General features: G+C 59.0%; 22 protein-coding genes. 13 read left to right on the forward strand and 9 right to left on the reverse strand.

Annotation, left to right across the window (positions count from 1 at the left end):
- Positions 1–16: 16 nt before the first annotated feature.
- Positions 17–1,606 (forward strand): glucose-6-phosphate isomerase, encoded by a 1,590-nt coding sequence (locus ACQ4N7_RS16760; protein WP_430712643.1) that lies wholly within the window; start codon positions 17–19, stop codon positions 1,604–1,606.
- 55 nt (positions 1,607–1,661) lie between these two features.
- On the opposite strand, the gene ACQ4N7_RS16765 is transcribed toward ACQ4N7_RS16760, so the two are convergent.
- Entirely contained in the window at positions 1,662–2,216 is a 555-nt protein-coding gene (locus ACQ4N7_RS16765; RefSeq protein WP_430712644.1) for a hypothetical protein, read from the reverse strand.
- Between the two features lie 300 nt (positions 2,217–2,516).
- Between ACQ4N7_RS16765 and ACQ4N7_RS16770 the strand changes: the two genes are divergently transcribed.
- From ACQ4N7_RS16770 to ACQ4N7_RS16785, 4 genes are all read left to right on the forward strand, one after another.
- Positions 2,517–3,242, forward strand: a complete 726-nt coding sequence (locus ACQ4N7_RS16770; RefSeq protein ID WP_430712645.1) for a Bax inhibitor-1/YccA family protein — start codon at positions 2,517–2,519, stop codon at positions 3,240–3,242.
- A 216-nt stretch (positions 3,243–3,458) separates the two neighbouring features.
- A complete protein-coding gene (gene gatA / locus ACQ4N7_RS16775; protein WP_430712646.1) occupies positions 3,459–4,904 on the forward strand; it encodes an Asp-tRNA(Asn)/Glu-tRNA(Gln) amidotransferase subunit GatA in 1,446 nt (481 codons plus the stop codon).
- A 294-nt stretch (positions 4,905–5,198) separates the two neighbouring features.
- On the forward strand, positions 5,199–6,047 hold the full coding sequence (locus ACQ4N7_RS16780) for an alpha/beta hydrolase (protein WP_430712647.1): 849 nt from the start codon (positions 5,199–5,201) through the stop codon (positions 6,045–6,047).
- A gap of 176 nt (positions 6,048–6,223) precedes the next feature.
- Positions 6,224–6,838: an exopolysaccharide biosynthesis protein gene (locus tag ACQ4N7_RS16785; RefSeq protein ID WP_430712676.1), complete on the forward strand. Its 615-nt coding sequence runs from the start codon at positions 6,224–6,226 to the stop codon at positions 6,836–6,838.
- Positions 6,839–6,860: 22 nt separating this feature from the next.
- Here ACQ4N7_RS16785 and ACQ4N7_RS16790 read toward each other — a convergent pair whose 3' ends face one another.
- Positions 6,861–8,966: a S8 family serine peptidase gene (locus ACQ4N7_RS16790; protein ID WP_430712648.1), complete on the reverse strand. Its 2,106-nt coding sequence runs from the start codon at positions 8,964–8,966 to the stop codon at positions 6,861–6,863.
- A gap of 182 nt (positions 8,967–9,148) precedes the next feature.
- On the opposite strand from ACQ4N7_RS16790, the gene ACQ4N7_RS16795 reads away from it, so the two are divergent.
- The 3 genes from ACQ4N7_RS16795 (at position 9,149) to grxD (ending at position 10,504) form a co-directional block, all read left to right on the forward strand.
- The gene (locus ACQ4N7_RS16795) at positions 9,149–9,730 is read left to right on the forward strand and encodes a hypothetical protein (protein ID WP_430712649.1); all 582 of its coding nucleotides are present in this window, start codon (positions 9,149–9,151) and stop codon (positions 9,728–9,730) included.
- 139 nt (positions 9,731–9,869) lie between these two features.
- The gene (locus tag ACQ4N7_RS16800) at positions 9,870–10,124 is read left to right on the forward strand and encodes a BolA family protein (RefSeq protein ID WP_430712650.1); all 255 of its coding nucleotides are present in this window, start codon (positions 9,870–9,872) and stop codon (positions 10,122–10,124) included.
- Positions 10,125–10,180: 56 nt separating this feature from the next.
- Positions 10,181–10,504: a Grx4 family monothiol glutaredoxin gene (gene grxD, locus ACQ4N7_RS16805; protein WP_106870666.1), complete on the forward strand. Its 324-nt coding sequence runs from the start codon at positions 10,181–10,183 to the stop codon at positions 10,502–10,504.
- Positions 10,505–10,578: 74 nt separating this feature from the next.
- Here grxD and ACQ4N7_RS16810 read toward each other — a convergent pair whose 3' ends face one another.
- Entirely contained in the window at positions 10,579–11,607 is a 1,029-nt protein-coding gene (locus ACQ4N7_RS16810; RefSeq protein WP_430712651.1) for a Rieske 2Fe-2S domain-containing protein, read from the reverse strand.
- A 259-nt stretch (positions 11,608–11,866) separates the two neighbouring features.
- Here ACQ4N7_RS16810 and ACQ4N7_RS16815 point away from each other — a divergent pair, with 259 nt between their 5' ends.
- Complete coding sequence (locus ACQ4N7_RS16815) at positions 11,867–13,327, forward strand: MFS transporter (protein ID WP_430712652.1); 1,461 nt, start codon at positions 11,867–11,869, stop codon at positions 13,325–13,327.
- Between the two features lie 53 nt (positions 13,328–13,380).
- On the opposite strand, the gene ACQ4N7_RS16820 is transcribed toward ACQ4N7_RS16815, so the two are convergent.
- The 3 genes from ACQ4N7_RS16820 to rpmG are packed head-to-tail and all read right to left on the reverse strand — an operon-like array spanning position 13,381 to position 15,869.
- Positions 13,381–15,420 (reverse strand): ribonuclease catalytic domain-containing protein, encoded by a 2,040-nt coding sequence (locus ACQ4N7_RS16820; protein ID WP_430712653.1) that lies wholly within the window; start codon positions 15,418–15,420, stop codon positions 13,381–13,383.
- 35 nt (positions 15,421–15,455) lie between these two features.
- Entirely contained in the window at positions 15,456–15,671 is a 216-nt protein-coding gene (gene rpsR, locus ACQ4N7_RS16825) for a 30S ribosomal protein S18 (protein ID WP_017298240.1), read from the reverse strand.
- Between the two features lie 9 nt (positions 15,672–15,680).
- Positions 15,681–15,869, reverse strand: a complete 189-nt coding sequence (gene rpmG, locus ACQ4N7_RS16830; RefSeq protein ID WP_072015960.1) for a 50S ribosomal protein L33 — start codon at positions 15,867–15,869, stop codon at positions 15,681–15,683.
- Positions 15,870–16,071: 202 nt separating this feature from the next.
- Between rpmG and ACQ4N7_RS16835 the strand changes: the two genes are divergently transcribed.
- The 3 genes from ACQ4N7_RS16835 to ACQ4N7_RS16845 all read left to right on the forward strand — a co-directional run bounded on the left by ACQ4N7_RS16835 (position 16,072) and on the right by ACQ4N7_RS16845 (position 19,418).
- Positions 16,072–16,266 (forward strand): heavy-metal-associated domain-containing protein, encoded by a 195-nt coding sequence (locus ACQ4N7_RS16835; protein WP_430712654.1) that lies wholly within the window; start codon positions 16,072–16,074, stop codon positions 16,264–16,266.
- A 234-nt stretch (positions 16,267–16,500) separates the two neighbouring features.
- Positions 16,501–18,756: a heavy metal translocating P-type ATPase gene (locus ACQ4N7_RS16840; RefSeq protein ID WP_430712655.1), complete on the forward strand. Its 2,256-nt coding sequence runs from the start codon at positions 16,501–16,503 to the stop codon at positions 18,754–18,756.
- Between the two features lie 92 nt (positions 18,757–18,848).
- Entirely contained in the window at positions 18,849–19,418 is a 570-nt protein-coding gene (locus ACQ4N7_RS16845) for a cupredoxin domain-containing protein (RefSeq protein WP_430712656.1), read from the forward strand.
- Between the two features lie 6 nt (positions 19,419–19,424).
- Here the strand turns inward: ACQ4N7_RS16845 and ACQ4N7_RS16850 are convergent, their stop codons facing one another.
- The 3 genes from ACQ4N7_RS16850 to ACQ4N7_RS16860 all read right to left on the reverse strand — a co-directional run bounded on the left by ACQ4N7_RS16850 (position 19,425) and on the right by ACQ4N7_RS16860 (position 22,017).
- A complete protein-coding gene (locus ACQ4N7_RS16850) occupies positions 19,425–19,925 on the reverse strand; it encodes a 3'-5' exonuclease (RefSeq protein WP_430712657.1) in 501 nt (166 codons plus the stop codon).
- Positions 19,926–20,040: 115 nt separating this feature from the next.
- Entirely contained in the window at positions 20,041–21,294 is a 1,254-nt protein-coding gene (locus ACQ4N7_RS16855; protein ID WP_430712658.1) for a cation:proton antiporter, read from the reverse strand.
- Between the two features lie 219 nt (positions 21,295–21,513).
- A complete protein-coding gene (locus ACQ4N7_RS16860) occupies positions 21,514–22,017 on the reverse strand; it encodes a hypothetical protein (RefSeq protein WP_430712659.1) in 504 nt (167 codons plus the stop codon).
- A gap of 255 nt (positions 22,018–22,272) precedes the next feature.
- On the opposite strand from ACQ4N7_RS16860, the gene ACQ4N7_RS16865 reads away from it, so the two are divergent.
- Positions 22,273–23,877, forward strand: a complete 1,605-nt coding sequence (locus ACQ4N7_RS16865) for an NAD(P)/FAD-dependent oxidoreductase (RefSeq protein WP_430712660.1) — start codon at positions 22,273–22,275, stop codon at positions 23,875–23,877.
- Positions 23,878–23,883 lie beyond the last annotated feature (6 nt).

A 23,883-nucleotide genomic window follows, 5' to 3' on the forward strand; every position in this document is an offset into this window, starting at 1 on the left:
ACCGAGGAGTTACAGGATGGACGCCGCCGCGCTCTGGCAACGCTATAAAGACTGGCTCTACTACCACGAAGGTCTGGGCTTTTACCTGGATGTCAGCCGCATGGGCTTTGACGATGCTTTTGTGGCCGCCATGCAGCCCCGCTTTGAAAAGGCTTTTGCGGACATGGCTGCCCTGGAGGCCGGGGCGATCGCCAACCCCGACGAAAACCGCATGGTGGGCCACTACTGGCTGCGCGATGCCGATCTCGCCCCCACCCCAGAACTCAAGCAAGACATTCTCGAAACCCTGACCAGCATCGAGCAGTTTGCCAGTCAGGTGCGCACGGGTAGCATTTATCCCCCTGGGCAAGAGCACTTTACCGATGTGCTCTCGATTGGCATCGGCGGTTCGGCCCTGGGGCCGCAGTTTGTTGCCCAGGCGCTGGGGCCAGACTTTCCGCCCCTCGACATTCACTTTATCGACAACACCGACCCCGAGGGCATCGATCGCCTGCTGGCCCGCCTCGAAGATAAGCTGCCCACCACCCTGGTGATTGTCACTTCCAAATCGGGGGGTACCGCCGAGACCCGCAACGGCATGGTCGAAGTGCGCACCCGATTTGAGCAGCGGGGGCTCAACTTTCCCAAGCAGGCGGTCGCCGTCACCGGGCGGGGCAGCAAGCTGGAGAACCAGGCCCTCAGCGAGGGCTGGCTGGCCACCTTCCCCATGCGCGACTGGGTGGGCGGGCGCACCTCTGAGCTGTCGGCGGTGGGGCTGCTGCCTGCGGCCCTGCAAAACATCAGCATTCGCTCAATTCTCGGTGGCGCACGCGAGATGGATGCCGCCACCCGCGTGCCCAACCTGCGCCGCAACCCCGCCGCCCTGATTGCCCTGGCCTGGTACTATGCCGGCAACGGCAAGGGCGAAAAAGACATGGTGGTGCTGCCCTACAAAGACAGCCTGCTGCTGTTTAGCCGCTACCTGCAGCAGCTGGTGATGGAGTCGCTGGGTAAAGAAAAAGATCTTGACGGCAACCTGGTCTACCAGGGGATTGCCGTCTACGGCAACAAGGGATCTACCGACCAGCACGCCTACGTGCAGCAGCTGCGCGAAGGGGTAGCCAGCTTCTTTGTCACCTTCATCGAGGTGCTGAAGGATCGAGAGGGCGATTCGGTGGAGATGGAGCCCGGTGCCACTAGCGGCGACTTTCTGTTTGGCTTTTTGCAGGGCACCCGCAAGGCTCTCTACGAAAACCAGCGTCAGTCGATTACCCTGACCATTCCCGAAGTCAATGCCCACACCGTGGGGGCCATGATCGCGCTGTATGAGCGGGCGGTGGGCTTCTACGCCTCGCTGGTGAATATCAATGCCTACCACCAGCCGGGGGTTGAGGCGGGTAAACTGGCCGCCGCCGGAGTGCTGGACCTACAGCAGGCGGTGGTCAACGCCCTGGCCCAAAGCTCAGCCCCGTTGACCCTCGGTGAACTGGCGGCCCAGGCCGGGGCACCCGACCAGGTGGAGACGATCTACGCGATCGCGCGTCACCTCCACGCCAATCAGCGCAGCCTGGTCATCCACGGCAACCCTGGCCATCCGGAGGCGATCAAGATCTCGGCTTTGAAATAAGTCTGTAGGTTGTTCCGGTGGCCAGTTTGAACCTTTCGACTGGCCACCCCAACTATCAGTCAGGGATCCAGACATAGGGGCTGCCCGATACGGTAATGCCCTCAGTCTTAGAAAAGCGAATCACCACCAGCCGAGAGCTGTCGCGGCCCAGGTCGAGGTAGCCGCTGGCCCAGACATCAGAGCGCACCACGCCCGTAATTTCGAGTCGATAGCCACCGGGGGGCAGGTAGATGGTCTCTTGGCGATCGAAGTTATGCGGGCGATACACCAAGCGGTTATTGAGATAAACCGATCCCCAGTCGGTGCCTCGGGCATCGAACTCAACCCGCACCTGCTCGCTTTCTGGCTCAGGGTAGGGGTAGGGCAAAATAATAATCGACGGCTGGCGCAGAATATTTGGCAACTGCCGAATGATCACTCGCCGATTGGAGCGAATGATGCGGTCAGGCTCAACGGTGGTACCCTCCTGGGCTTGAGCGATCGGTGTCCACGATAGAGCTACTGTGGCGGCTACACCCCAAACGAGTCGCCACCAGCGCTGCTGTGACACCCCAGGGCCAGTCTTTGCCCCCTGCTTGCCTGCCTTGCCTCTACACGCCTCAGCCTCCATCCCAACGCTCCTTAACGCGCAGCCTCCAGTTCGATGGTAGTTGCCCCTGTTGTCAATCTATGGCGGCCTGTGACTCTTAGCCAACCGGCGCTCAACTGGCGACCACTGGGCGGGTAGATATCCACACCTCAGGCAGCCCGCTTTGTTCAGTAAAGTTGACTAAAATCTAAGTAAGGAAAAACAGTTTACCCAGGATTAGCGGCTAAGCTAGCTCTGAAGTCTAATTCAGCTTGTGCCATCGCCCTGACTGGGCACCTAAATCTATTTTGCCAAATCTATTTTGTTAGAGAGGATAGGGCTTTGAGTAATACCAGCAACTTTCGTGAAGCGATTAGCAAGGCCAAGGGCCAATCCTTAGTTGGCCCTAATGTGATCAAAAATGCCCTGCCCTACGTGGGTGGCGGCCTAATTTTGACCGCCCTAGGCTCCTTTGGCGGCCTGAGCGTGATGGCCAGCAACCCGGCTATCTTTATGCCCACCTTTTGGGTAGCGTTCATTGCTCAGATCGCCCTATTTTTTGTGGCGATGAATGTGGCTTCTAAGGGCAACAACAGCACTGCTCTGCCTCTGTTGGCTACCTACAGCCTGTTGACCGGCTACACCCTCAGCGGTTTGCTGGCGGTGGCCATTGGCACCTCCGGGGTCGGCGTCACCGGCATTGGGTTTGCGGCGCTGTCCTGCGGCATTGTCTTTATTGCGGCGCGCCAGATTGGTTCAAACCTGTCTGAAGAAGATGGTTTTGCCCTGACCAAAACTATTGGTATCGGCGTGGTTGCCGTGCTGCTAGCGGTGGTCGGCCAGTTCATCTTTAGCCTGTTTGGCGGCCCCATTCCCCAGTTTCTCGACATCGCCATCTCTGGCCTGGGCGTGCTGGTGTTCTGTGGCGCTTCGGTGGTGGATTTTTTCATTCTGCCCCGCACCTACAAAGACGAGCAGTACCTGTCGGCAGCGCTGTCGATGTACCTCACCTACATCAACCTGTTTGTGTTCATTCTGCGCCTCCTGATCGCCATCAACCGCGACTAGCGCACTGACGGGGGAACTCCCCTACGAAGAAAAGTCCCGGAGCCGAATGGTTGCCGGGACTTTTATTTGCCCCATCTCGGCCAATTGGGACCTATAGGGGCGCTAGAGTCTTCAACCTGTTCAGCTAAAAACGGCGTTTCGCGCCCTATCCTTCCTATACTGATACCTTGGTGCCCGTTGCCCTTATTCGCCCCGGATCAGTTGTTAAGGAGTCCCATGTCTGTTATCCGCGCCCTGCATCAACAGTTGGTCAGCAAAGAACGCTCTGCGGTGGAGATCACCCAGAGCTACCTCGACCAGATTGCAGCCCTGGAACCCCAAATTCACAGCTACCTGACGGTCACGGGCGATCGCGCCCTGGCCCAGGCGGCCCAGGTGGATGCTCGCATTGCCGCTGGCGAAGAGATTGGTATGCTGGCGGGCATTCCCATCGCGCTCAAAGACAACCTCTGTACCGAAGGGGTGCGTACCACCTGCGCCTCCAAGATTCTGGAAAATTTCGTGCCGCCCTACGAGTCAACGGTGACAGAGCGGCTGCGGAAGGCGGGCGCAATCGCCCTGGGCAAAACTAACCTCGACGAGTTTGCCATGGGCAGCTCTACCGAAAACTCGGCCTACCAGCTCACTGGCAACCCCTGGGATGTCAGCCGCGTACCCGGTGGGTCGTCGGGTGGGTCTGCTGCTGCGGTAGCGGCAAGAGAGTGCGCGGTCGCCCTGGGATCGGATACGGGTGGTTCAATTCGCCAGCCCGCCGCGTTTTGTGGCGTAGTCGGGCTCAAGCCCACCTATGGCTTGGTGTCGCGGTTTGGCCTGGTGGCGTTTGCCTCTTCCCTCGACCAAATTGGCCCCCTGACGCTTACCGTTGAGGATGCAGCCCTGCTGCTCCAGGGTATTGCGGGCCACGACCCCAGAGACTCCACCAGCCTGAATGTAAAAATTCCCGACTATACCAAGTGTCTCAAGACCGATCTCAAGGGACGCAAGGTCGGCATTATTACCGAAACCTTTGCGGCTGAGGGCATTGACCCCGCCGTTCGCACGGCGGTCGAAAAAGCCATTCAGCAGCTCAAAGATCTCGGGGCCGAAGTTCAGGAGATCTCCTGCCCCAGGTTTTCCTATGGCCTGCCCACCTACTACATCATTGCGCCCTCCGAGGCCTCGTCTAACCTGGCCCGCTACGACGGCGTCAAGTACGGCGCTCGCAACAACAACGACAGTCTGCTCTCGATGTACACCAAAACTCGCGCTGAGGGCTTTGGGGCCGAGGTCAAGCGCCGGATTATGATTGGCACCTACGCGCTGTCGGCAGGCTACTACGACGCTTACTATCTCAAAGCCCAAAAAGTACGTACCTTAATCAAGCAAGACTTTGAGGCCGCCTTTGGCCAGGTGGATGTACTGGTCTGTCCTACCACCCCTACCACCGCCTTTAAGGCCGGGGAAAAGGTGGATGATCCGCTCAGTATGTACCTGGGTGACCTGATGACCATTCCGGTCAACCTGGCCGGGCTGCCGGGGCTAAGCTTGCCCTGCGGGTTTGATGACCAGGGCCTGCCCATTGGTCTACAGCTGATCGGCAACGCTCTGCGCGAGGACCTGCTGTTTGAGGTGGGCTATGCCTATGAGCAGGCGACGGAGTGGCATCAGCGGGTGCCGGGGTAGGGGATTGGGTGAGTGGGTGGGAGATGTAAACCGGCTTCTCGTAGCGTGGGGATCAGGGGAATGCGGGCTTTTGGTTTTGGGGTGGGTGAGGAAGTTTTGCTGGGCGCTTCTACCGCAGGAATTCTTTATCCAAACCTTTAGCTACCAAAAAATCGTCACAGAGGAGCATGGGTAAACAGGGTACATCCCCCATAATGAAGAGCAAATGTTTAGGTGTTCCTGGCGTTGCTGATTGCTCCTGTTCCTCACCCATCCATCCATTTACTCTCTCTCTACCCTCCCCTCTCCATGTCCATGCTCAAATTTCTCGCTGGTATTCTGGGCATCGTAGGGATTATCTATCTTTTGCTGTGTGGGTGGCTGTGGCTGGCGCAGCGGCGGCTGATGTATCTGCCCAGCCCTACGATGGGCGCTACCCCAAGCGCCTTTGGCTTGGCCTACAGCGATGTCTGGATTCCTCTGTCAGAGGGTGGTGGAAAGCTACACGGCTGGTGGTTGCCGACAGACAGCGGCAATGACTTAACTATTTTGTACCTCCACGGCAACGCTGGAAATGTCTCCAGCAATTTAGGTAAGGCGATACAGCTGCGATCGCTGGGTGCTTCTGTTCTAGCAATCGACTACCGGGGCTTTGGCCTGAGTTCAGGCCCGTTCCCCAGTGAGCAGCGCCTGTACGACGATGCTCTAGCGGCCTGGCAGTTTTTGCAGCGCGAAAAGCAGGTTGCACCCAACCATTTGGTGATCTACGGCCATTCGTTGGGCGGGGCAATTGGCATTGACCTGGCCAGCCGCATTCCTCACCTGGCGGGCTTGGTGGTAGAAGCTTCATTCACCTCGATGGGTGATATGGCAACTTTGTCCCACTACAACCGCTGGTTTCCGGTCAGTCAGTTACTCAATCAGCGGTTTGACTCACTTGCTAAAGTCAGCCACCTGCGGGTGCCTACGCTGTACCTGCACGGTCTGGCCGATGCCTCGGTGCCAGCGGTTATGAGTGAGGCCCTGTACCGGGCTAGCGGTGGGCCAAAGGCTTTGTGGCTGGTGCCTAATGCCGACCACAACGACCTGCCCAACTGGGCGGGCGACGAGTTTGACCGCCGTTTGCGCCAATTTTTGCAAGACCATGTTTTGGTGCAAAACTGAGCGCCGGGTGGCTTTGCAAAGCTGGCGTAAAACCCCATCCACTCTAGCCTAGGGATGTCTCTGAGTTTGCTATGGTTAGCACCATCGCTAAAAGCGATCCGGGCGCAGACTCCGCAGCGGGTGCCGAATCCGCTGCCACGGCCCTGATCCCTATTCATCACCCTATAGAACCTTTTATGGCCCGTCTTTCTACAGAACTTAATCGCTACTTTTTTGAAGAGGTCAGCAAGTCTCAGGTCAGCCTCAAAGAAATTCTTACCCTGGCCGGGGAACGCACCTTTGGTTTTTTGTTTGTAGTGTTGGCCCTGCCCTCCGCCCTGCCCATCCCGGCTCCAGGATATTCAACTCCCTTTGGCATTGTGATGTTTTTGCTGGCGGTGCAGCTGATCGCTGGGCGCACTCGCCCCTGGATGCCGGAGGGCTGGAACCACAAGCAGTTTGACCTAATTTCGGTGCAAAAAATCGTCAAGGCCGGTACTCCCTGGCTGCGGCGTCTGGAGGCAGTTTCTCGACCCCGCCTGACGCCTGTGTGCACTAGCCTGGTGGGGCGCACGGTGTTGGGCATTGCGATCGCACTGATGTCGATTTCAATGATGATCCCCATTCCGGGCACCAATACGCTGCCCGCCATGGGTATTTTTGTTACCGGCTTTGGCCTGCTCGACGACGACGGCGTTATCAGTCTGGGTGGCCTGGTGCTGTGCGTGCTGGGCGGCACTCTAACCACGCTGATTTTGACCTTTGGCTATGAGGCGGTCAAAACCGGGATTGAGTTTGTGCTGCAGCGCTAGCTGGCTCTCCTCGTTAGCTCCTCTAGCTGATTCCCAACGTAAGGCTCCAGCCCAGCAGCGTGCCGGCGGCACCGGAAACGCTATCTACAATCCGCAGTCGCCAGGTGCCCTGGGCCGGTTGGCCAATCAGCCGCATCAGGGCTGGGGTTGTTTGCAGGCTGTAGGTCTGGCGCAGCTCTGTTTGCCGCCCCAGGGTACGGCCCTGCGCCAGCACCGCAGCGCCGCTGGGCGCAATCAGGCTCAGGCTCAGATCGCCCAAAAAAGCGTGGTCAACCCTGACCTCTAGCTGTACATCGCTGACGGTGCCAGTAGCCCCGATGGCCACGCTGCTCTCTACCCCGCCGGGCTGATTGTCTGGAATGGCCGTCGCCGTTTGGTTTTGCTGCTGCACCACTCGACCCAGCCGCCGCCCAGCAAAGGCCCGCCGCTGGGCCTCGCGCACGGCTGCCGCCGCATTCACCTTGCCGTAGCCAAACCACTGGGAGTGGCCGTTGGCGTTGTAGGTGCCGTACTGCAGACCCAGCTGGGGATCGGGGGTGCGATCGACAATTTTGTCGGCGGTAGCCTGAAGAATTTCGCGCACCTGCCGGGCGGTCAGATTGGGGTTGACCGAGAGCATTAGCCCGGCTACCCCAGCCACCACCGGGCAGGAGCTAGAGGTGCCGCCAAAGACGTTGGTGTAGTCATCGGGGCTGTAGCCTGCCGCCTGGGTGCGATCGCTGGTAACCATGCCCAATCCCGGCAAATACTGGCGCAGGGGCGGCCCTGTCGCCACACTCCCCACCTGGGGCAGGGCCATGCTGGGGGGGGCATTGTTGCTGGGGGCGGCCACGGCAATGTGTTCGCCCCAGTTGCTATAGGCGGCCTTAGTGCCCAGGCTGGTTGAGGCCGACACCGCAATCACATCGGGGTGAATGGCAAACCCGCTGAGCCAGCGAGTAGGACCGCTGAGGGTGTTGGGGGGCCACTGGGCTTCGTTCACTGTGCCGCTGACCGGGCGGTTGGCGTTGCCCGCCGAAAAGACAATCACGCAGCCTTTGCCGTTGCGCCCCGTGGTGGCGGCTCGGGTTAGCGCATTGGTCTGCCGCAGGGTAAGCGGAAAATAGTTGGTCGCAGGTGACCAGCTACAGACAATCACCGCCGCCCCCCGGCGCACGGCCTCGTCAAACAGCTGCTCAATCGAGCGATCGTCGATAAAGCCCGTGGTGCGAATCGGCAAAAAGGCGCAGCCGGGGGCTACCCCCACAATGCCAATGGCGTTTTCTTCCCCAATTGCCAGGCCCGCTACCGCCGTACCGTGGTTCTCGTTCTGCTTTGTAGGCAGAGGTAGAGCATCCTTGTCTTGTAGATCGATCGGGGCCACTAGCTTGCCTACGCCCTGCAGGTCAGGGTGGTTCAGGTCAAAACCGTCGTCGCTGACGGCAATCACCACCGATCGCGCCCCCCGTGTGATATCCCAGGCGGCTTCAGCAAAGATGTGCGACCCCGCCGCCAGATTGGCTCCGCCGCTGTGGGACAAATGCCACTGCTGGCGGTAGCGATCGTCTGTGGGTCGGTAAAGGCTGCCGGTTTCGATCGACAGGTTGGGTTCTGCCGCCAGCACCCCGTTTAGGCCAATCAGGCGGTTGGCCAATTTGACTGGGTTTGCGGTCGCAGCTGAGGTGGCTTTGACCACAAACGTATTGGGAATGCCTGCCAGGGGTTTCTCAATTGCCAGGCCCAGGTCGCTCAAGGTCGCGTCGATGGCGGGAGCGGTGGTCTCAGGGGTAAACTGCACCGTGAGCTGCTCGGTCAGGTAAACCCAGGTTTGGGGGCTGTCGGCCAATCGGTACACGTGGCTCGCAAACAGCACCGCTGGGTCACGGCGAGCCAGCGCCAGGGCGGGTTCGAGATCTGTCTCGGCCACCTGCCATTCCACCAGCTGCCCCCCGGCCACCGCCCGCAGCGCAACGGGGTTAAGGCGCTGGCGCAGAGGCTCCAGGGCGGTAGGGGTACTGAGGCGGGTCGTAAATCGAGTCGGTACCTTCTCTAACAGCAGCTCTTCGCCGCCGCGCTGCAAAATTTCTCCCCAAAAAGCACGGCGGGGGCCGTCACTAGGCATACGAGGATCGGCAGGAGATGCAGTCATGGGTAATTGAGCCAGCGGCGGGAACGTTTTGCCAGCGAAACAGGCTGTGACAAGGTTGTGACGTTGTGGACAACCCCTGGGGCAGTTGCCCTACTGGCCCCCAAACCAGGTATTACGTCATACCGAGATGATAAGATACCTCAGTGTTTTTCAGTCTAGTTGTCCCTCACCCTCGCGTATTCATGGTCGCTTCTCCTCGTTTTCTGCGTTACACCGTGGGCGGTTGGGCCGCCGCTGCGCTATCTGTAGCCCTGGTCGGGGGAATGTCTGGAGCAGCCCTGGCCCAAAGCGACGCCGATCCGGTACGACCGCTCAACCAGGCGAGTAGCTCTCTGAGTATTGCGGCGGGGCAGCAGCTCATGACCGAGGCCAGCGCCGCGATCGCCGATCAAAACTACGATCTGGCCGAAGAAAAGCTTAAGCAGGCCCGAGAGAGCTTTAATCAAATTTCGACCTATTACCAAGAGCTGGCGCAGATGTTTGTCGGGGTTGACACCCAGATCAACCGCAGCAACCGCGAAAAAGCGCTCGAAACCGCCCAGCTGCGCGACCAGGCGTCTTACCAGCTGGCCCTGGTCTACCGCTCTCAAAACCAGCCCAACGAAGCCGTGCCCCTGCTGATGGAAATTTTGCGCAGCCAGCAGCCGACCCGCGAACTCGGGCAGCGGGCTTACCAGCAGCTGTTTGAGCTTGGCTTTGTCGATGAGCCCTATGCCGGGCGAGCCGCCACCACCCCTGCTGAACCTGCTGAGCCAGCCGAGTAGGCAATCCGACAACCATTTTTCTCGGTCACCCATAGCCAGATTCAATGCCGCTGGGGTTATCTAGTGGGCACTGCTCCTGGCAATATGGGTTTAGGGGATGTGAGTACCCCAGCTACCTGTCCCACAAGGAAACTCTGTCATGATTACTCCCGATCAGGTTAGCGCCATGATTCAAGCTGGGCTTCCCGACGCCAGCGTGCAGGTGCAAGATTTAACGGGCGGCGGCGACCACTATCAGGTGGTCGTGGTATCGTCTCAGTTTGAGGGGTGTAGCCTGGTGCAGCAGCATCAGCTGGTGTATAAGGCCGTGCGCGAGGCGATGTCCTCTGAAGCTATTCATGCGCTAGCCTTGAAGACATATACCCCAGAAGATTGGGCGGCTCAAAGCGCCTAGGGTTTGGTTTCGCTTAGCTTCAACCGTTCACCCTGTACTGAAAAGGTATCGACGACATGGACTCGGCAACTAAAGAAAGACTCGATCAGCTGATTCAAAACAACACCATTATGGTGTTTATGAAGGGCAACAAGCTCATGCCCCAGTGCGGTTTTTCTAACAACGTAGTGCAAATTCTCAACGTTTTGGGCGTGCCCTTCGAAACGGTTGATGTACTGGCTGATCCAGACATTCGCCAGGGCATTAAAGAGTACTCCAACTGGCCCACCATTCCCCAGGTGTATATCAACGGCGAGTTTGTCGGCGGCTCCGACATTCTGATCGAGCTATACCAGAACGGCAAGCTTCAGGAAATGGTTGAAATTGCGATGGCGTCTTAGGCGTTAAAGGGGGCGTTGAAGGGGCCAAGGTTTAGGCATTCAGGTAAACCTGGAACCCTGAACCCTGCCTGCAACTAGGCGGTGTAAAGTGCGCCTAGACCGAGCGATCGCAGCCCCCGGCGGTAGGCGATAGAGGTCTTGTCGGCCCCAATATGAGATTCTGCCGCCATATCCAGGGGTAAGTCTTCGGGGTACTGGGCTTCTACCATCTGCTTGTCTTCCTCAAACACCTGGTAGTTAAACTCGTACACCGGCTCCAGCGGCATGGCTTTGTCGAAGTTGCGGCAGATGGGCACAAATACCCGCGTCTTGCGGGCCGATATCGGGCTCGCCGCATTGAGAATGCACAGACGCCCTCCCTCGGGAAAGTGCACCGTCAGCCGGGCCGTAAACGGCAAGAATACGTCAAACACCCGCAGCCACTTAAAATCGGTCGGGGCACGGTCTTGCATAGCCTTCGGGAAGTTGCTTACGGTGCTGAGGTACTCCGCCCGCAGGCCACGCTCGGTGGGCATAACCTCGTAGCGAGGCACCACCGGATTGTTGATATCGCCGAAGGTTTCGGTATGTACCCAGGCAAAGTGGGCTACGTCTAAGAACCCTTCTATCTGCCGTCCAGCCGCCGCGTCCAAATCGACGGCAGCGGGCAAAATTTGCTGATAGTCGGGGCCATCCCAATCTGGTAGCTCGGGTAGGGGATACTGATTGCCGCCGCTGAGGTTTGTCCACACCAGACCGTAGGCTTCTCTGGCTGGGTAGGTTTTGAGGCAAAGTTTTTTGGGAATGCTGGCCTCGGGATTGGCGGGCACTTTGATGCACTGGCCATCGGCGGAATAGTGAAAGCCGTGGTATTTGCACACCAGCGCGTCTCCTGCCACCCAGCCCATGCTGAGGGGCACTCCCCGATGCAGGCAAATATCGTTAGCCACCGACAGGCCGCCGCTGGTGCGCCAGATGACCAGGCGCTGGTCGAGCAGGGTCGCGGTTACCGGCTTGTCGGTGACGTCGCGGCTAAAGGCAATGGGATACCAAAACGGATAGAGAGCATCCCAGTCAGCCTCTGTAAATGTGCAGCCTCGGGGATAGATCTGCTGATGGGCCATAGTCACGCCTCAAAAATGCTCAGTCAGCAATAGCAGACCTGAGAACCGCGCGTCTGACACTAGCAATACAGCCTAGGAGGTAAGCCGCCGGGGCCGGAGCTTGTTAGGGTGTAGCTTTGACCAGATCGCCGGGGATAGTTTGACGTCTAACCGCCAAACTGAGGCGGCGGCCTGGGGTGTAACCATCGCCAGTTGTCTACTGTCAAAATCGTCCTCACCCTTGGGGCGAAGGCGATCAACCCAAATCATTATTGAGTCGATGTCTTTAGCCACTTTGCCCGCTGACTTTCAGCAGCGCCTCGATCGCTCTGCCATCACGCGCCCTATGGTGGTGCTGTGGCTGCTGGCCGCTAGCCTGATCGCCCTCGACGGGTTTGATTTCTTTATTATTGGTGTGGCGCTGCCCTTTTTGCAGCGCGACCTCAGCCTGGGACCAGCGGCGGTAGGCATGGTGGCCTCGGCGGCGGTGGCCGGAGCGCTGGTGGGCTCTCTAACCCTCGGCCCTCTGACCGATCGCATCGGTCGCCAGCCCATGCTGATTGTGGATGTGATCCTTTTTGTGGTGGCGACTGCCGGCACGGCCCTGGCCTGGAACCTGCCATCGCTGGTGGCCTTTCGCTTTTTAGTAGGCGTCGGTATTGGGGCCGACTACCCGATCAGCGTGGCCTACATTGTTGAAAACGTTCCTGCCCGCCACCGCGATCGATTGGTAATTGGAGCGTTTTCGTTTCAGGCGGCGGGGGCACTGCTGGGGGCGATCGCTGGCCTGCTGGTCATGCAGTCCTTTAGCCAGATCTACCCCGGTGATGAACTGATAGCGGTTCACTACGCCTGGCGCTGGATGCTGGCGATCGGGGTAGTACTGGCGGTGGGGGTAGCCCTGCTGCGGCTGCGGGTTTCTCTCGAAAGTCCGGCCTATCTGCTGACTAAAGGAGACCATGAGGCCGCTTCAGCGGCCGCTTCGGTGCTGTTGGGTGAGCCGATTACGCTAGAACCAGCGGGAATTGCCGTCACCAACCCTCCTGCCCTCGCGTACTCAGATTTGTTTGCTCCGGCCTACCGTCGCCAGACCATTTTGGCGTCAGTGCCCTGGTTTTTGCAGGATATCGCTACCTATGGGGTCGGCATTTTCACGCCGGTTATTTTGGGCGCGCTGGCCTTTAGTCAGTCTGCTGGTCTGATGCCCCAAACGATGGCGGCGGCCCAGGGCTCGGCCCTGGTCGATCTGTTTTTGATCGGTGGTTTCTTGCTGGCGCTGCTGCTGGTGAAACCCCTGGGGCCAATTGTGCTGCAAATTGTCGGCTTTTTGGGCATGGCGGCGGGGTTGGGGCTGCTGGCGGCCTCAACGGCGCTGCCCGAAAGCAGCCGCGCCGCCCTAGGGCTGGTCTTTGGCGGCTTTTTGCTGTTTAACCTGCTGATGAATGCTGGCCCCAATGCCACCACCTTCTTACTCTCAGGAGCCGTCTTTCCGGCGGCCATTCGCGCCAGTGGAGCGGGCCTGGCAGCGGCTGTGGCAAAGGGCGGTGCCGTAGTCGGCACGCTGGGCCTGCCGGTTTTGCAGCAGAGGCTGGGACTGGCACCGACACTGGTGCTGCTGGCGGTTCTGTGTGTCGCAGCAGCGCTGGTGACCTTTGCCTTTCGGGTGGATACGACGACGGCGGCACAAGCGGCAGCGATGACGGCTTCAGACGCCCCTGAACGCCCCACTCCCGTGATTTAGCAGAAACGCTATTCAGCTGCGGGCTATCCGTTTAGCTCGGCTCCAAGAATGCCCTAGCCCGCTGTGGCCACCGCTGTTGCCTCTTCACTTTCTGGGGCCACTTCTTCGAAGCGGATAACGTCTTGACGGGGGCTGGCGTGGCTGACCCGCACCTGCAGCTGTTCGCCCAGGGCCACGGCCCGGTTAAAGCGCATGGCCAGCTCCAGACCCAAATCCTCAATCATAATTAGCCCCAGGCCCTCGTCTTCCCGCAGCCAGCGCAGCAGCATCACCTCCCAAACCCGATCCTGGTGACGGCGCAGGTATTCTAGTGCCCAGTAGCGCTTGGTTTGGCGCTCAACCAGGGTGGCCTCGTAGGCGGCAGAACTGGCCCCGATCGCTAGTTCGGTTACCTCGGTCGAGGAAAAGGGCAGCGGCTCGCCCCGCAGGTGCGCTTTGAGCTGAAAGTGAGTCACCAGGTCGAGGTAGCGCCGAATTGGGGAGGTCACCTGGCTATAGCTGTCGAGGCCCAGGGTGGCGTGGCGGCTGGGGGTAACGCCCACTTCGCTGCGGGTCATGCAGCGGCGAATGGCGGAGTCGCGCACCCAGCCTGTGGGCAGCGAAATCAGCTCTTCGTCGGAGGGCAGCTCGGGCTGGGGCTGGCTGCGAAAGGGGATCGCTAAATCGTGGGTTTGGCCGTAGCGAGCGGCGACCTCGCCCGCCAAAATCATCATTTCGGCTACCATCTGCCGCGCCATCGAGTCGTTGAACACCTCGATCACTATGTCTTCGCCCGCCTCAGACACCTTGATGCTCGACTCGGGCATGTTGATGCTGATGGCTCCCTGGGTTAGCCGCCACTGGCCCCGCACCTTGGCCCAGTGGGCCAGCCCCTGTAGCTCTGGCTCAGCGGTAATGCCCAGCTCTAGCATCTCGTCGACGTCGTCGTAGGTGAGGCGGTAGGTGGGGCGAATCAACGTCGGGTGAATTTGGTAGTCTTGAATATCGCCCGCAGCGCTGAGGGTAATACCAAAGCTGAGGGCAAAGCAGGTTTGGCCCTGAATCAGGCTCATGGCCCCGGTGGCTAGCTCCATGGGGAACATGGGAATCATGCCGGTGGGTAAATAGACCGTAGTGCAGCGACGACGCGCTTCCAAATCAAGATCATCGCCCGGCAGCAGCCAGCGGGTGGGGTCGGCAATGTGAACCCAGAGGCGCTGAGTGCCATCATTTAAGGTTTCTAGGCTGAGGCCATCGTCAATTTCTTGGGTGCTGGCATCGTCTACGGTGTAAACCTTGAGGTGGGTGAGGTCTAACCGTTGGGTATCGGGGTCGGGTGGCGGAGACTGAAGACGCTGCTGCGCCATAGTAAGGGTTTCCTCAGAAAAGTGACTGGGAACTTGGCTGCGGCGCAGGGCCAGATTTTCGTGAACGCTCCACAGTCCCAGTGCCACTAGGGTATCAAATGCGCCCGCCGCCGTCGGAGCCATACCCAACGCGTTAAGAATTTCTACGGCCTGGGCGCGCTGATTTGACTCATCGCCAAACAGGGCCAGGCGTTCTAAGGTTTCGAGGCGGGGGCGATCGCTTTTGTCCCAGTCCACCGTTTCGCCCGCCAGCCCCTGGCGAGCTTTGGTCATAAACGATTCCCACTCCTGCTGACGCTGGGTTTCGCGCTCGATTTGCAGGCGCAGTTCGTCAACCTGGGCAGCAGGGCGGGGTTCGTAGCGATCGCCCTTCTGCTTAAAAAAAACTTTATCTTCCGCCAGCAGCCGGTGGGCCGCGTAGCAAAAAGCGGGGCTTTGTTCTGAAAATAGCAGCTGCGCCAGAGCCGCCGGGTCCGCAGACTCCCCGGCTTCGCTCAAAAACTCCCAGGCGATCTCCAGGCTGGACGGATCGATATAGGACTCAGCCTCGGCGACAAAGGGGCCAATATCGGCAGGTTTGTAGGTATCGCCGCCGACTTCGTAAATAAAGTCGCGCGGGTGCAGGGTGTGGGCTTGGCCACGCTCGTCGACAACCACCCAGTTTTTTTTGCCCTCGGGCCGATCTACCACCCCTAAACGGGGCTGCCCCTGGTGCTTAAATTCGACTAACGTTCCTTTGTCAACCAAGCCAACACCCTAACGATCGCCATCTTTAGCCTAGCCTAGCCTTCCCCATTCACATAGGGCAGCAGGGCGATAATGCGGGCACGTTTGATGGCAGTGGTGAGATCCCGCTGTTGTTTAGCGGTCAAGCCGGTGATGCGGCGGGGCAAAATTTTGCCGCGCTCGGTGATGAACTTACGGAGCAAATCGACATCTTTGTAGTCAATTGGGTCTCCGGGCTTGATTGGAGATACTCGACGACGGAAGTAGGCCATGGGTGATAATTACTTGATTTCTTTGTGGACAGTGTGCTTGTTGCAGTGAGTGCAGAATTTTTTCAGCTCAATGCGGTTCGTCGTGTTGCGACGGTTCTTTTGAGTGGTGTAACGCGATACACCGTTGGAGCGCTTGTCCGGGTTAGTCCGGCACTCTGTGCACTCCAGGGTAATGACGAGGCGGACGCCTTTAGCCATGACAGTTCACCTGAAAATAGGGCGGGCAAAAAATTAAGACACAGCCTTCTATTATTTCACAGCCAGCCCAGATTCGCCAATCTTGATTTAGGTTGTGATCTGGGGAAATGGGGAAAGGCACAAAACTTATTGGGGCTAACCCTTGACTCTATAGCCGACTAGAAGCTTCAAGATGAAGCTATTGAGAACTTAGAGGTTTGGCATGACAATTGAATTTAAGGTTCCCAACCTAGCTTGCTCGGCCTGCGAGGAAACCGTAACCAAGGCTGTTAAGGCGATCGACCCAACGGCCCAGGTGAGCGCCGACTCCAAAACCAAGCAGGTGAGCGTAGACGCCAGCGTTTCAGAGGCGGCTATTAAGGCGGCCATCACCGACGCTGGCTACACCGTAGCCTAAGCCAGCACATAAACCCGGTTTCTAAGCCAGCTTGCCCATTCACTAGGGCAGAGTCAGCAACACAATAAGGCCTTTTGTAGGTTGGGTGGCGCGCTAGCAGAACCCGACAACATCCTGGTGTTGGGTTCTACCTCGTTTCACCCAACCTACAGGTTGAGGCCTGGCAGTCCACCAGGGCTGCGGCCTAGAAACCGGGTATTTAGCCATTCTGTATCGATGCTTGAGAAGGGACCCATGGAAACTCAAACGTTCAAACTGCGGGGCATGAGTTGTGCCGCCTGCGCCAGCAATATTGAAGACGCCATTCGCACGGTGCCTGGGGTCGAGACCTGCAGCGTGAATTTTGGGGCTGAGCAGGCGGCGGTGACCTACAACCCCCAGCGCACGGGCCTGGCCCAGATTCAGGCGGCGGTGAATGAGGCGGGTTACACCGCCCAGCCCATGCAAGACGACGTGCTGGCTCCAGAAGATGACGACGAGCGGCGGGAGCGCCAGGCCGAAAACCGCCAGCTCACCCGCAAAGCCGTCTTTAGTTTGGCGATCGGCGGCATTTTGGTGATTGGCTCGCTGCCGATGATGACGGGACTGCCGATTCCGTTTATCCCGATGTGGCTGCACAGCCCCTGGCTGCAGCTGGTGCTAACCGCACCCGTGCTGTTTTGGGCGGGCAGTGGATTTTTCATCAACGCCTGGAAAGCGCTCAAGCGTCACTCTGCCAGTATGGATACCCTGGTGGCGGTAGGCACCGGGACGGCCTTTCTCTACTCGCTGTTTCCCACGGTTTACCCCCAGTGGTTTATTGACCAGGGGCTGAACCCGGATGTGTACTTTGAGGCAGCAGCGGTCATTATTGCGCTGATTTTGCTGGGTCGTCTGCTAGAGAATCGGGCCAGGGGGCAAACCTCTGAGGCCATTCGCAAACTGATGGGCCTGCAGGCTAAGACTGCGCGGGTAATCCGCGAGGGCCGGGAGCATGACATTCCCATTGCTGAGGTGGTGCTGGGCGACGTGGTGCTGGTGCGGCCTGGGGAAAAGATCCCAGTCGATGGCGAGATTATCGACGGCGCTTCTACGCTGGATGAGGCGATGGTGACCGGCGAGAGCGTGCCGGTGCAAAAAACCGTCGGCGATGAGGTGATTGGGGCGACGCTGAATAAAACTGGCAGCTTCAAGTTTCGCGCCACGCGGGTGGGCAAAGACACGTTTTTGGCTCAGATTGTCAAGCTGGTACAGCAGGCTCAGGGGTCAAAAGCGCCGATTCAAAAGCTGGCTGACCGGGTGACGGCGTGGTTTGTGCCAGCGGTAATGGCGATCGCCCTGCTCACCTTCATCGTTTGGTACAACGTCATGGGCAACATCACCATGGCGCTGATTACGACCGTGGGCGTGCTGATTATTGCCTGCCCCTGCGCCCTGGGTCTGGCCACACCGACCTCGATCATGGTGGGCACCGGTAAAGGGGCCGAGAACGGCATTTTGATCAAAGGGGCCGACAGCCTGGAGCTGGCCCACAACATTCAGGCGATCGTGCTGGATAAGACCGGCACCATTACCCAGGGCAAACCGACGGTGACCGATTACCTGACGGTGAACGGCACCGCCACCGAACTGCACCTGCTGAAACTGGCTGGAACGCTGGAGCGCAACTCCGAGCACCCCCTGGCGGAAGCGGTGGTCAACTATGCCCAGGCCCAGGGGGTGACCCTAGGGGATTCTCAAGCCTTTGAGGCCGTGGCAGGCAGCGGTGTTCAGGGCACTGTGGCGGGTCAGCGGGTGCAGATAGGCACCCACCGCTGGATGCAGGAACTGGGCATCGCCACCGAACGCCTACAAACCCAATGGGAGCAGCTGGAATCGCAGGGCCGCACCGTGGTGTGGCTGGCAGTGGATGGCCAAGTAGAGGCGATTCTCGCCATTGCCGATGCGGTCAAACCCTCCTCGGCTGCCGCCATTGCTACCCTACAGCGCATGGGCTTGGAGGTGGTGATGCTGACCGGCGACAACCGCCGCACTGCCGAGGCGATCGCCCATGAAGTCGGCATTACCCGCGTGTTTGCCGAAGTGCGCCCCGACCAGAAAGCCGCTCAGATCGAAACCCTACAGCGAGAAGGCAAGGTGGTGGCGATGGTGGGCGACGGCATTAACGATGCCCCGGCTCTGGCTCAGGCCGATGTGGGGATGGCGATCGGGACGGGGACAGATGTGGCGATCGCTGCCAGTGACATCACCCTGATCTCTGGCGACCTGCACGGTATTGTCACCGCCATTCAGCTTTCGCGCGCCACGATGGCCAATATTCGCCAAAACCTGTTCTTTGCCTTTATCTACAACGTCGCGGGCATCCCGATCGCAGCGGGCATTCTCTACCCCATCTTTGGCTGGCTGCTCAGCCCGATTATTGCCGGGGCGGCAATGGCCTTTAGCTCGGTGTCGGTAGTGACGAACGCCCTGCGGCTGCGGAACTTTCGACCGAAGCTACAGGGGAGATAAGGGGATGAGGAAGGATTTTGAATTGCTATCTTCCACCCTCACCTTCCTCATCCACCTCACCTTCCTCACCCACTCCATCACAAGTATTTGCCATGAAAATTCGACCTTACCTCTTCACCACCCTCGCCAGCTTGGGTCTGGCGATCGGCTTAGCTACTGGTACCCCCGCCCAGATGGAGATGGAAAACGGCACCATGGGCGCGTCCCAGTCTACAGGCCAGTTCCAGCGCATTGAGCAACCGCTGTGGACTAAGGTAGCCGTCACCGGAGCCGGGCTGGGCCTGATTGGGCTAGAGCTGTGGTGGTTTTTGCTCAGCAAGCCCAGGTCTCGCCAGGCCAGCGCTACCAATGGCGTGCAGGAGATTACCGTCACCGTCGATGGCGGCTACGACCCCAGCGAAATTGTGGTGCAGGCGGGGCAGCCAGTGCGGCTCAACTTCTACCGCAAAGACCCCAGCAGCTGCTTGGAGGCGGTGCGGTTTCCTGAGTTTCGCATTGCCCGCGATCTGCCCGTAAACCAGACTACAGCGATCGAATTTACGCCTACTCAGCCAGGGCGCTACGAGTTTACCTGCGGCATGAATATGTTTCGCGGCACGGTGGAGGTGCAGCCTGGAGCAGGAGGTTTCAAGGGCAACGGGGCGAACCCAGCGACGGTGTAGAAGGACTTATCTGGATACCCCGGCTAGCGCTGAGGCAATGGCAATTTTGGCGCAGGCCTCGGCATCCGATAGCGCATCGTGGTGGTTGAGGGGAATGCCCAGGTAGTCGCACACGTTGGGCAGCTTGGTGGGGCGAATATTCCACGCCTGGCGGGCCAGTTTAACGGTGCAGATAAAGTCGGGAGCCGGGGGCGCAATGCCGTGGGCTTGGCAGCAGGCATGGAGCACGCTGCGATCGAAGGAAGCGTTGTGGGCGGCGAAGAATTCTGCCCCGGCCAGTATGGCGGCGATTTGGGGCCAGCGTTCGGCGAAGTCGGGCTGGTTGGCTACCTGCCGCCAGGTGATGCCGTGGATATGGGTGAATTCAAACTGCCGTCGCGGGGGGCGAATTAGGTAGTGGGCTTTGTTGACCACCTGCCCCTGCTCGACCCGCACCAGGCCAATCGAGCAGGCGCTGTCGCGGTAGCGATCGGCGGTTTCAAAATCGAGGGCAACAAAGGTGGTCATGGGTCAGATTCACCGAGCAGAGCCTCCGCCAGGATACCCGCTTTGCTCCGATCTACCCGATACTTCGTTGCAATGCTTATCGACTGGCGAACTGGATGACCGGCTCAGTCGGGAATCAGTCGGGATTGGGAAGCTGTTTCTCTAAAGAGTTGTTGCCCTCGATGTTGCGTTCGTACCACTGCATGATGGGCGTGGAGGTAATGCCGTGCAGCGCCACTGAAATGGTAACGGTAGTCAGCGTTAGCCAGGCGATTAGTTCGCCGACTTCGCCCTCCAGGCCCTGGCCCAGGGCGTAGGTTAAGTAGTAAAGCGAGCCCACGCCACGAATGCCAAACCAGCCAAATAGCCAGCGAGTGCTGGGGTGGACAGGCGAGCCAATGGTGCTAACCCACGCGCCCAGGGGACGAATGACAAACAGCAGTGTGCCTGCTATGACCAGCGCCGGGCCGATGAAGCGCAACATGGGCGCGTGGCGCAGCAGTGACCCCAGCAGCAAGATGATGCCGACTTCGGCCAGTTTTTCGAGCCGCTCCATAAATCGCAGGCGCGAGGCCGATCGCTCGGCGCTCTCGCACTTCTGGTACATGGTGACCCCGGCGACAAAAACAGCCAAAAAGCCGTAGCCGTGCACCAGCTCAGCCACAGAATAACTCAGCAAGATAATACTGAGCCCGACGAAATCTTCCATGAGATCGTCGACGGCACGACCCTTTTCAAGGCGATGCTCTACCCAGCAAATGCCTTTAGCAACTGCAACCCCCACCAGCAGCCCCGCCGCGATCGCCCACACCAGATCGACGATGACCCACTGAGTAAACCAGTTTTGCCAGTTGTCATCTTTTAGCCAGTGCAGCCCAAAGTAGACAAAGGGAAAGGCCAAAGCATCGTTGAGGCCGCCCTCGGAAGTGAGGCCGAAGCGCAGCTCGTCGCGGTCTTTGGGATCGTAGAGCTGTACCTCGGAGGCCAGTACCGGGTCGGTGGGGGCCAAAATTGCCCCCAGCAAAATGCCTTCGCCCCACTCCAGCTTGAGAACAAAGTGGGCGATCGCCGCGATCGCAAAGATCGAGAGCGGCATCAAAAAGCCAATCAGTCGAATAGTAGAATTCCACGCCCAGGCTTTGATGGGGCGATTCATTTTGAGCCCACAGCTAAACAGAGAAATTAGAACGACCATCTCCGTCAGCCGTTCTAACAGCTCAGCATCGGGCCGTGCCCGAATTAGATTAAACCCGTAGGGACTGAGTATGATGCCTACGATCAAGTAGATCAAGGCATAGGACAAGGGCAGTCTACTAATCCAGCCCGATCCGAGGGTGACTGCTAGCAGCACCAGGCCAATCACTAGCAGGTCGAGAATATAGATATCCACAAATAATTTAAACAGGGAAATCAACGCCCCTTCACTGTAGGAGCTAGATTCAATCCCTCGGTGCAACCTCAGGTAGATCTTTCCCTGTTTTACTGGAGGAGTTAAGTAGGGCTACTGGATATAGGGATGAATCAAACGCTCATGGCTTGGGCGGGGGCAGACAGCCGTTTGCCCCCGCCCAAGCAACTTCACATTGAGCGAAATTCTAAGAGCGAAATTCTAATCGGTGCCGCCCCAGGTCCAGCGAGGATTGCCGTCGCGCAGGCCCTTGAAGGTCACCACCGTCGTAAACCCATTGGCATCTCTCATGCCGGTCATATCGAGAATGGCTTTGACCTGACCATTAGCCAGCTGCACGCGAATGTAGGAGTGCCCTTCAAAGTCTTCGCCGTCAATGGTGAGCATGCCGCCCGAGGCCTGGCAATTGCGGTACTCGGGCTTGAGCGTGCCTACCCAGGTGGTGCTGAAGCGATCGGACTGGGAGACTCGAATGTTGGTGGCAATGTCGCGCAGTTTGATCATGCCGTCGGTGGCGAAGCCGCCCTCGAAATAGGGCCGCATAGTTTCGTGGGCAATGATCCGCTCAGGGCAGTTGGCCGTTGGTCCATCCAGCAGCGGTAAGACACTCAGCTCAATGGTGTTGGCAAAGGCCGCTGCCCCTAGACTGCTCAACAGGCTCAGGGGTAAACTGCCCAGCAAAGCCCAGCCCAACGTTAGTTTCATCGTGACCTATCCTTTGTAAGCGCCGCTCAGAATGGTGTGCTCCAACAAACTCAGTGCGGATGTGACATCTTCCTGTCGGCAAAACGTCACGTCTAGACTTGAAGTTGGTTGATAGTCACCTCTACACCGGGCTAATAGAGCATTCCAGACGGGAAATGGCGCTCTGGGCCGGTCGCTGACGATCGCGGTTGTGCAGAACTCTAAGCCCGTGTGGCATGATCGGTTTCTGCGCCACCCTGAGACTCGCGACTCTGTATGCTCCGCCTCAGCCAAATCAAACTGCCCCTCGACCACCCTGAAGCCGCCCTTGAGGAAGCCATTCTCAAGAAGCTGCACCTGACGGCAGCAGATGTAAATGACTTCAGCATTTTTAAGCGCAGCTACGACGCGCGCAAAAAGGGCAACATTACCCTCGTCTACATCGTGGATGTCGAGACGCCGAAGGAAAAGGCGCTGCTGAAGCGGTTCAAAAAAGACCCCCACGTCGTGCCCACGCCGGATACGACCTACCATCCGGTAGCCCAGGCTCCGGCAGGCTTAGCGAACCGCCCGATTGTGATTGGCATGGGGCCATGCGGCATGTTTGCCGGGCTAATGCTGGCGCAGATGGGGTTTCGACCCATTATTTTAGAGCGGGGCAAGGCGGTGCGCGATCGCAGCGTCGATACCTTTGGCTTTTGGCTGAAGAAAACCCTCAACCCCGAGTCTAACGCTCAGTTTGGCGAAGGCGGCGCGGGTACATTCTCCGACGGCAAGCTCTACAGCCAGGTCAGCGACCCCCACCACTACGGTCGCAAGGTGCTCACCGAATTGGTGAATGCGGGAGCCAACCCCGAAATTCTTTATATCAACAAGCCCCACATCGGCACCTACCGCCTGATCAAAATTGTGCAGAATATGCGGGCGAATATCGAGGCGCTGGGCGGCGAAATTCACTTTCAAACTCGCGTGGTCGATATCGACCTCGACCAGGGCCGGGTGCGCGGTGTGCGGCTCGACAATGGCGACTACCTGGCTAGCGACCACGTGGTGCTAGCCGTAGGCCACAGCGCCCGCGACACCTTCCAAATGCTTCACGATCGCGGCGTGTATATCGAAGCTAAGCCTTTTTCGATTGGCTTTCGGGTTGAGCACCCGCAATCGCTGATCGATCGCTGTCGCCTGGGCGACCAGGCCGGGCACCCCCGGCTGGGCTCTGCCGACTACAAGCTGGTGCACCACTGCGAAAATGGGCGCACGGTCTACAGCTTTTGCATGTGCCCCGGCGGCAAGGTGGTGGCTGCCGCCTCAGAACCGGGCCGTCTGGTCACCAACGGCATGAGCGAGTACGCCCGCGACGAGTCGAACGCCAACAGCGCGATCGTCGTTGGCATTACCCCAGAGGCAGACTACCCCGATGGGCCACTGGCGGGCATTGCGCTGCAGCGGCGGCTGGAGGAGGGGGCCTTTGCCCTGGGGGGCGGCACCTACGAGGCACCGGGGCAGCTGGTGGGTGATTTTTTGGCCGGGCGACCCTCCACCCAGTTTGGGGAGGTGCTGCCCTCGTATAAGCCGGGGGTGAAGCTGGGCGATTTGAGCGACAGTTTGCCGGAGTACGCGATCGCCGCCATCCGCGAGGCCATTCCTGCTTTCGATCGCCAGATCCACGGCTTTGCCATGGCCGACGCCGTGCTCACCGGGGTCGAAACCCGCACCTCATCCCCCATTCGCATCAAGCGCGATGAGCACTTCCAGAGTCTCAACACCATCGGGCTGTACCCCGCTGGCGAAGGGGCAGGCTACGCCGGGGGCATTTTGTCGGCGGGTATCGACGGCATTCGAGTGGCCGAGGCCGTAGCCCTGAGCCTGGTTAAGCAGTAGCAGCCC

The organism is Nodosilinea sp. AN01ver1 (assembly GCF_050565655.1).
Lineage (GTDB): Bacteria > Cyanobacteriota > Cyanobacteriia > Phormidesmidales > Phormidesmidaceae > Nodosilinea.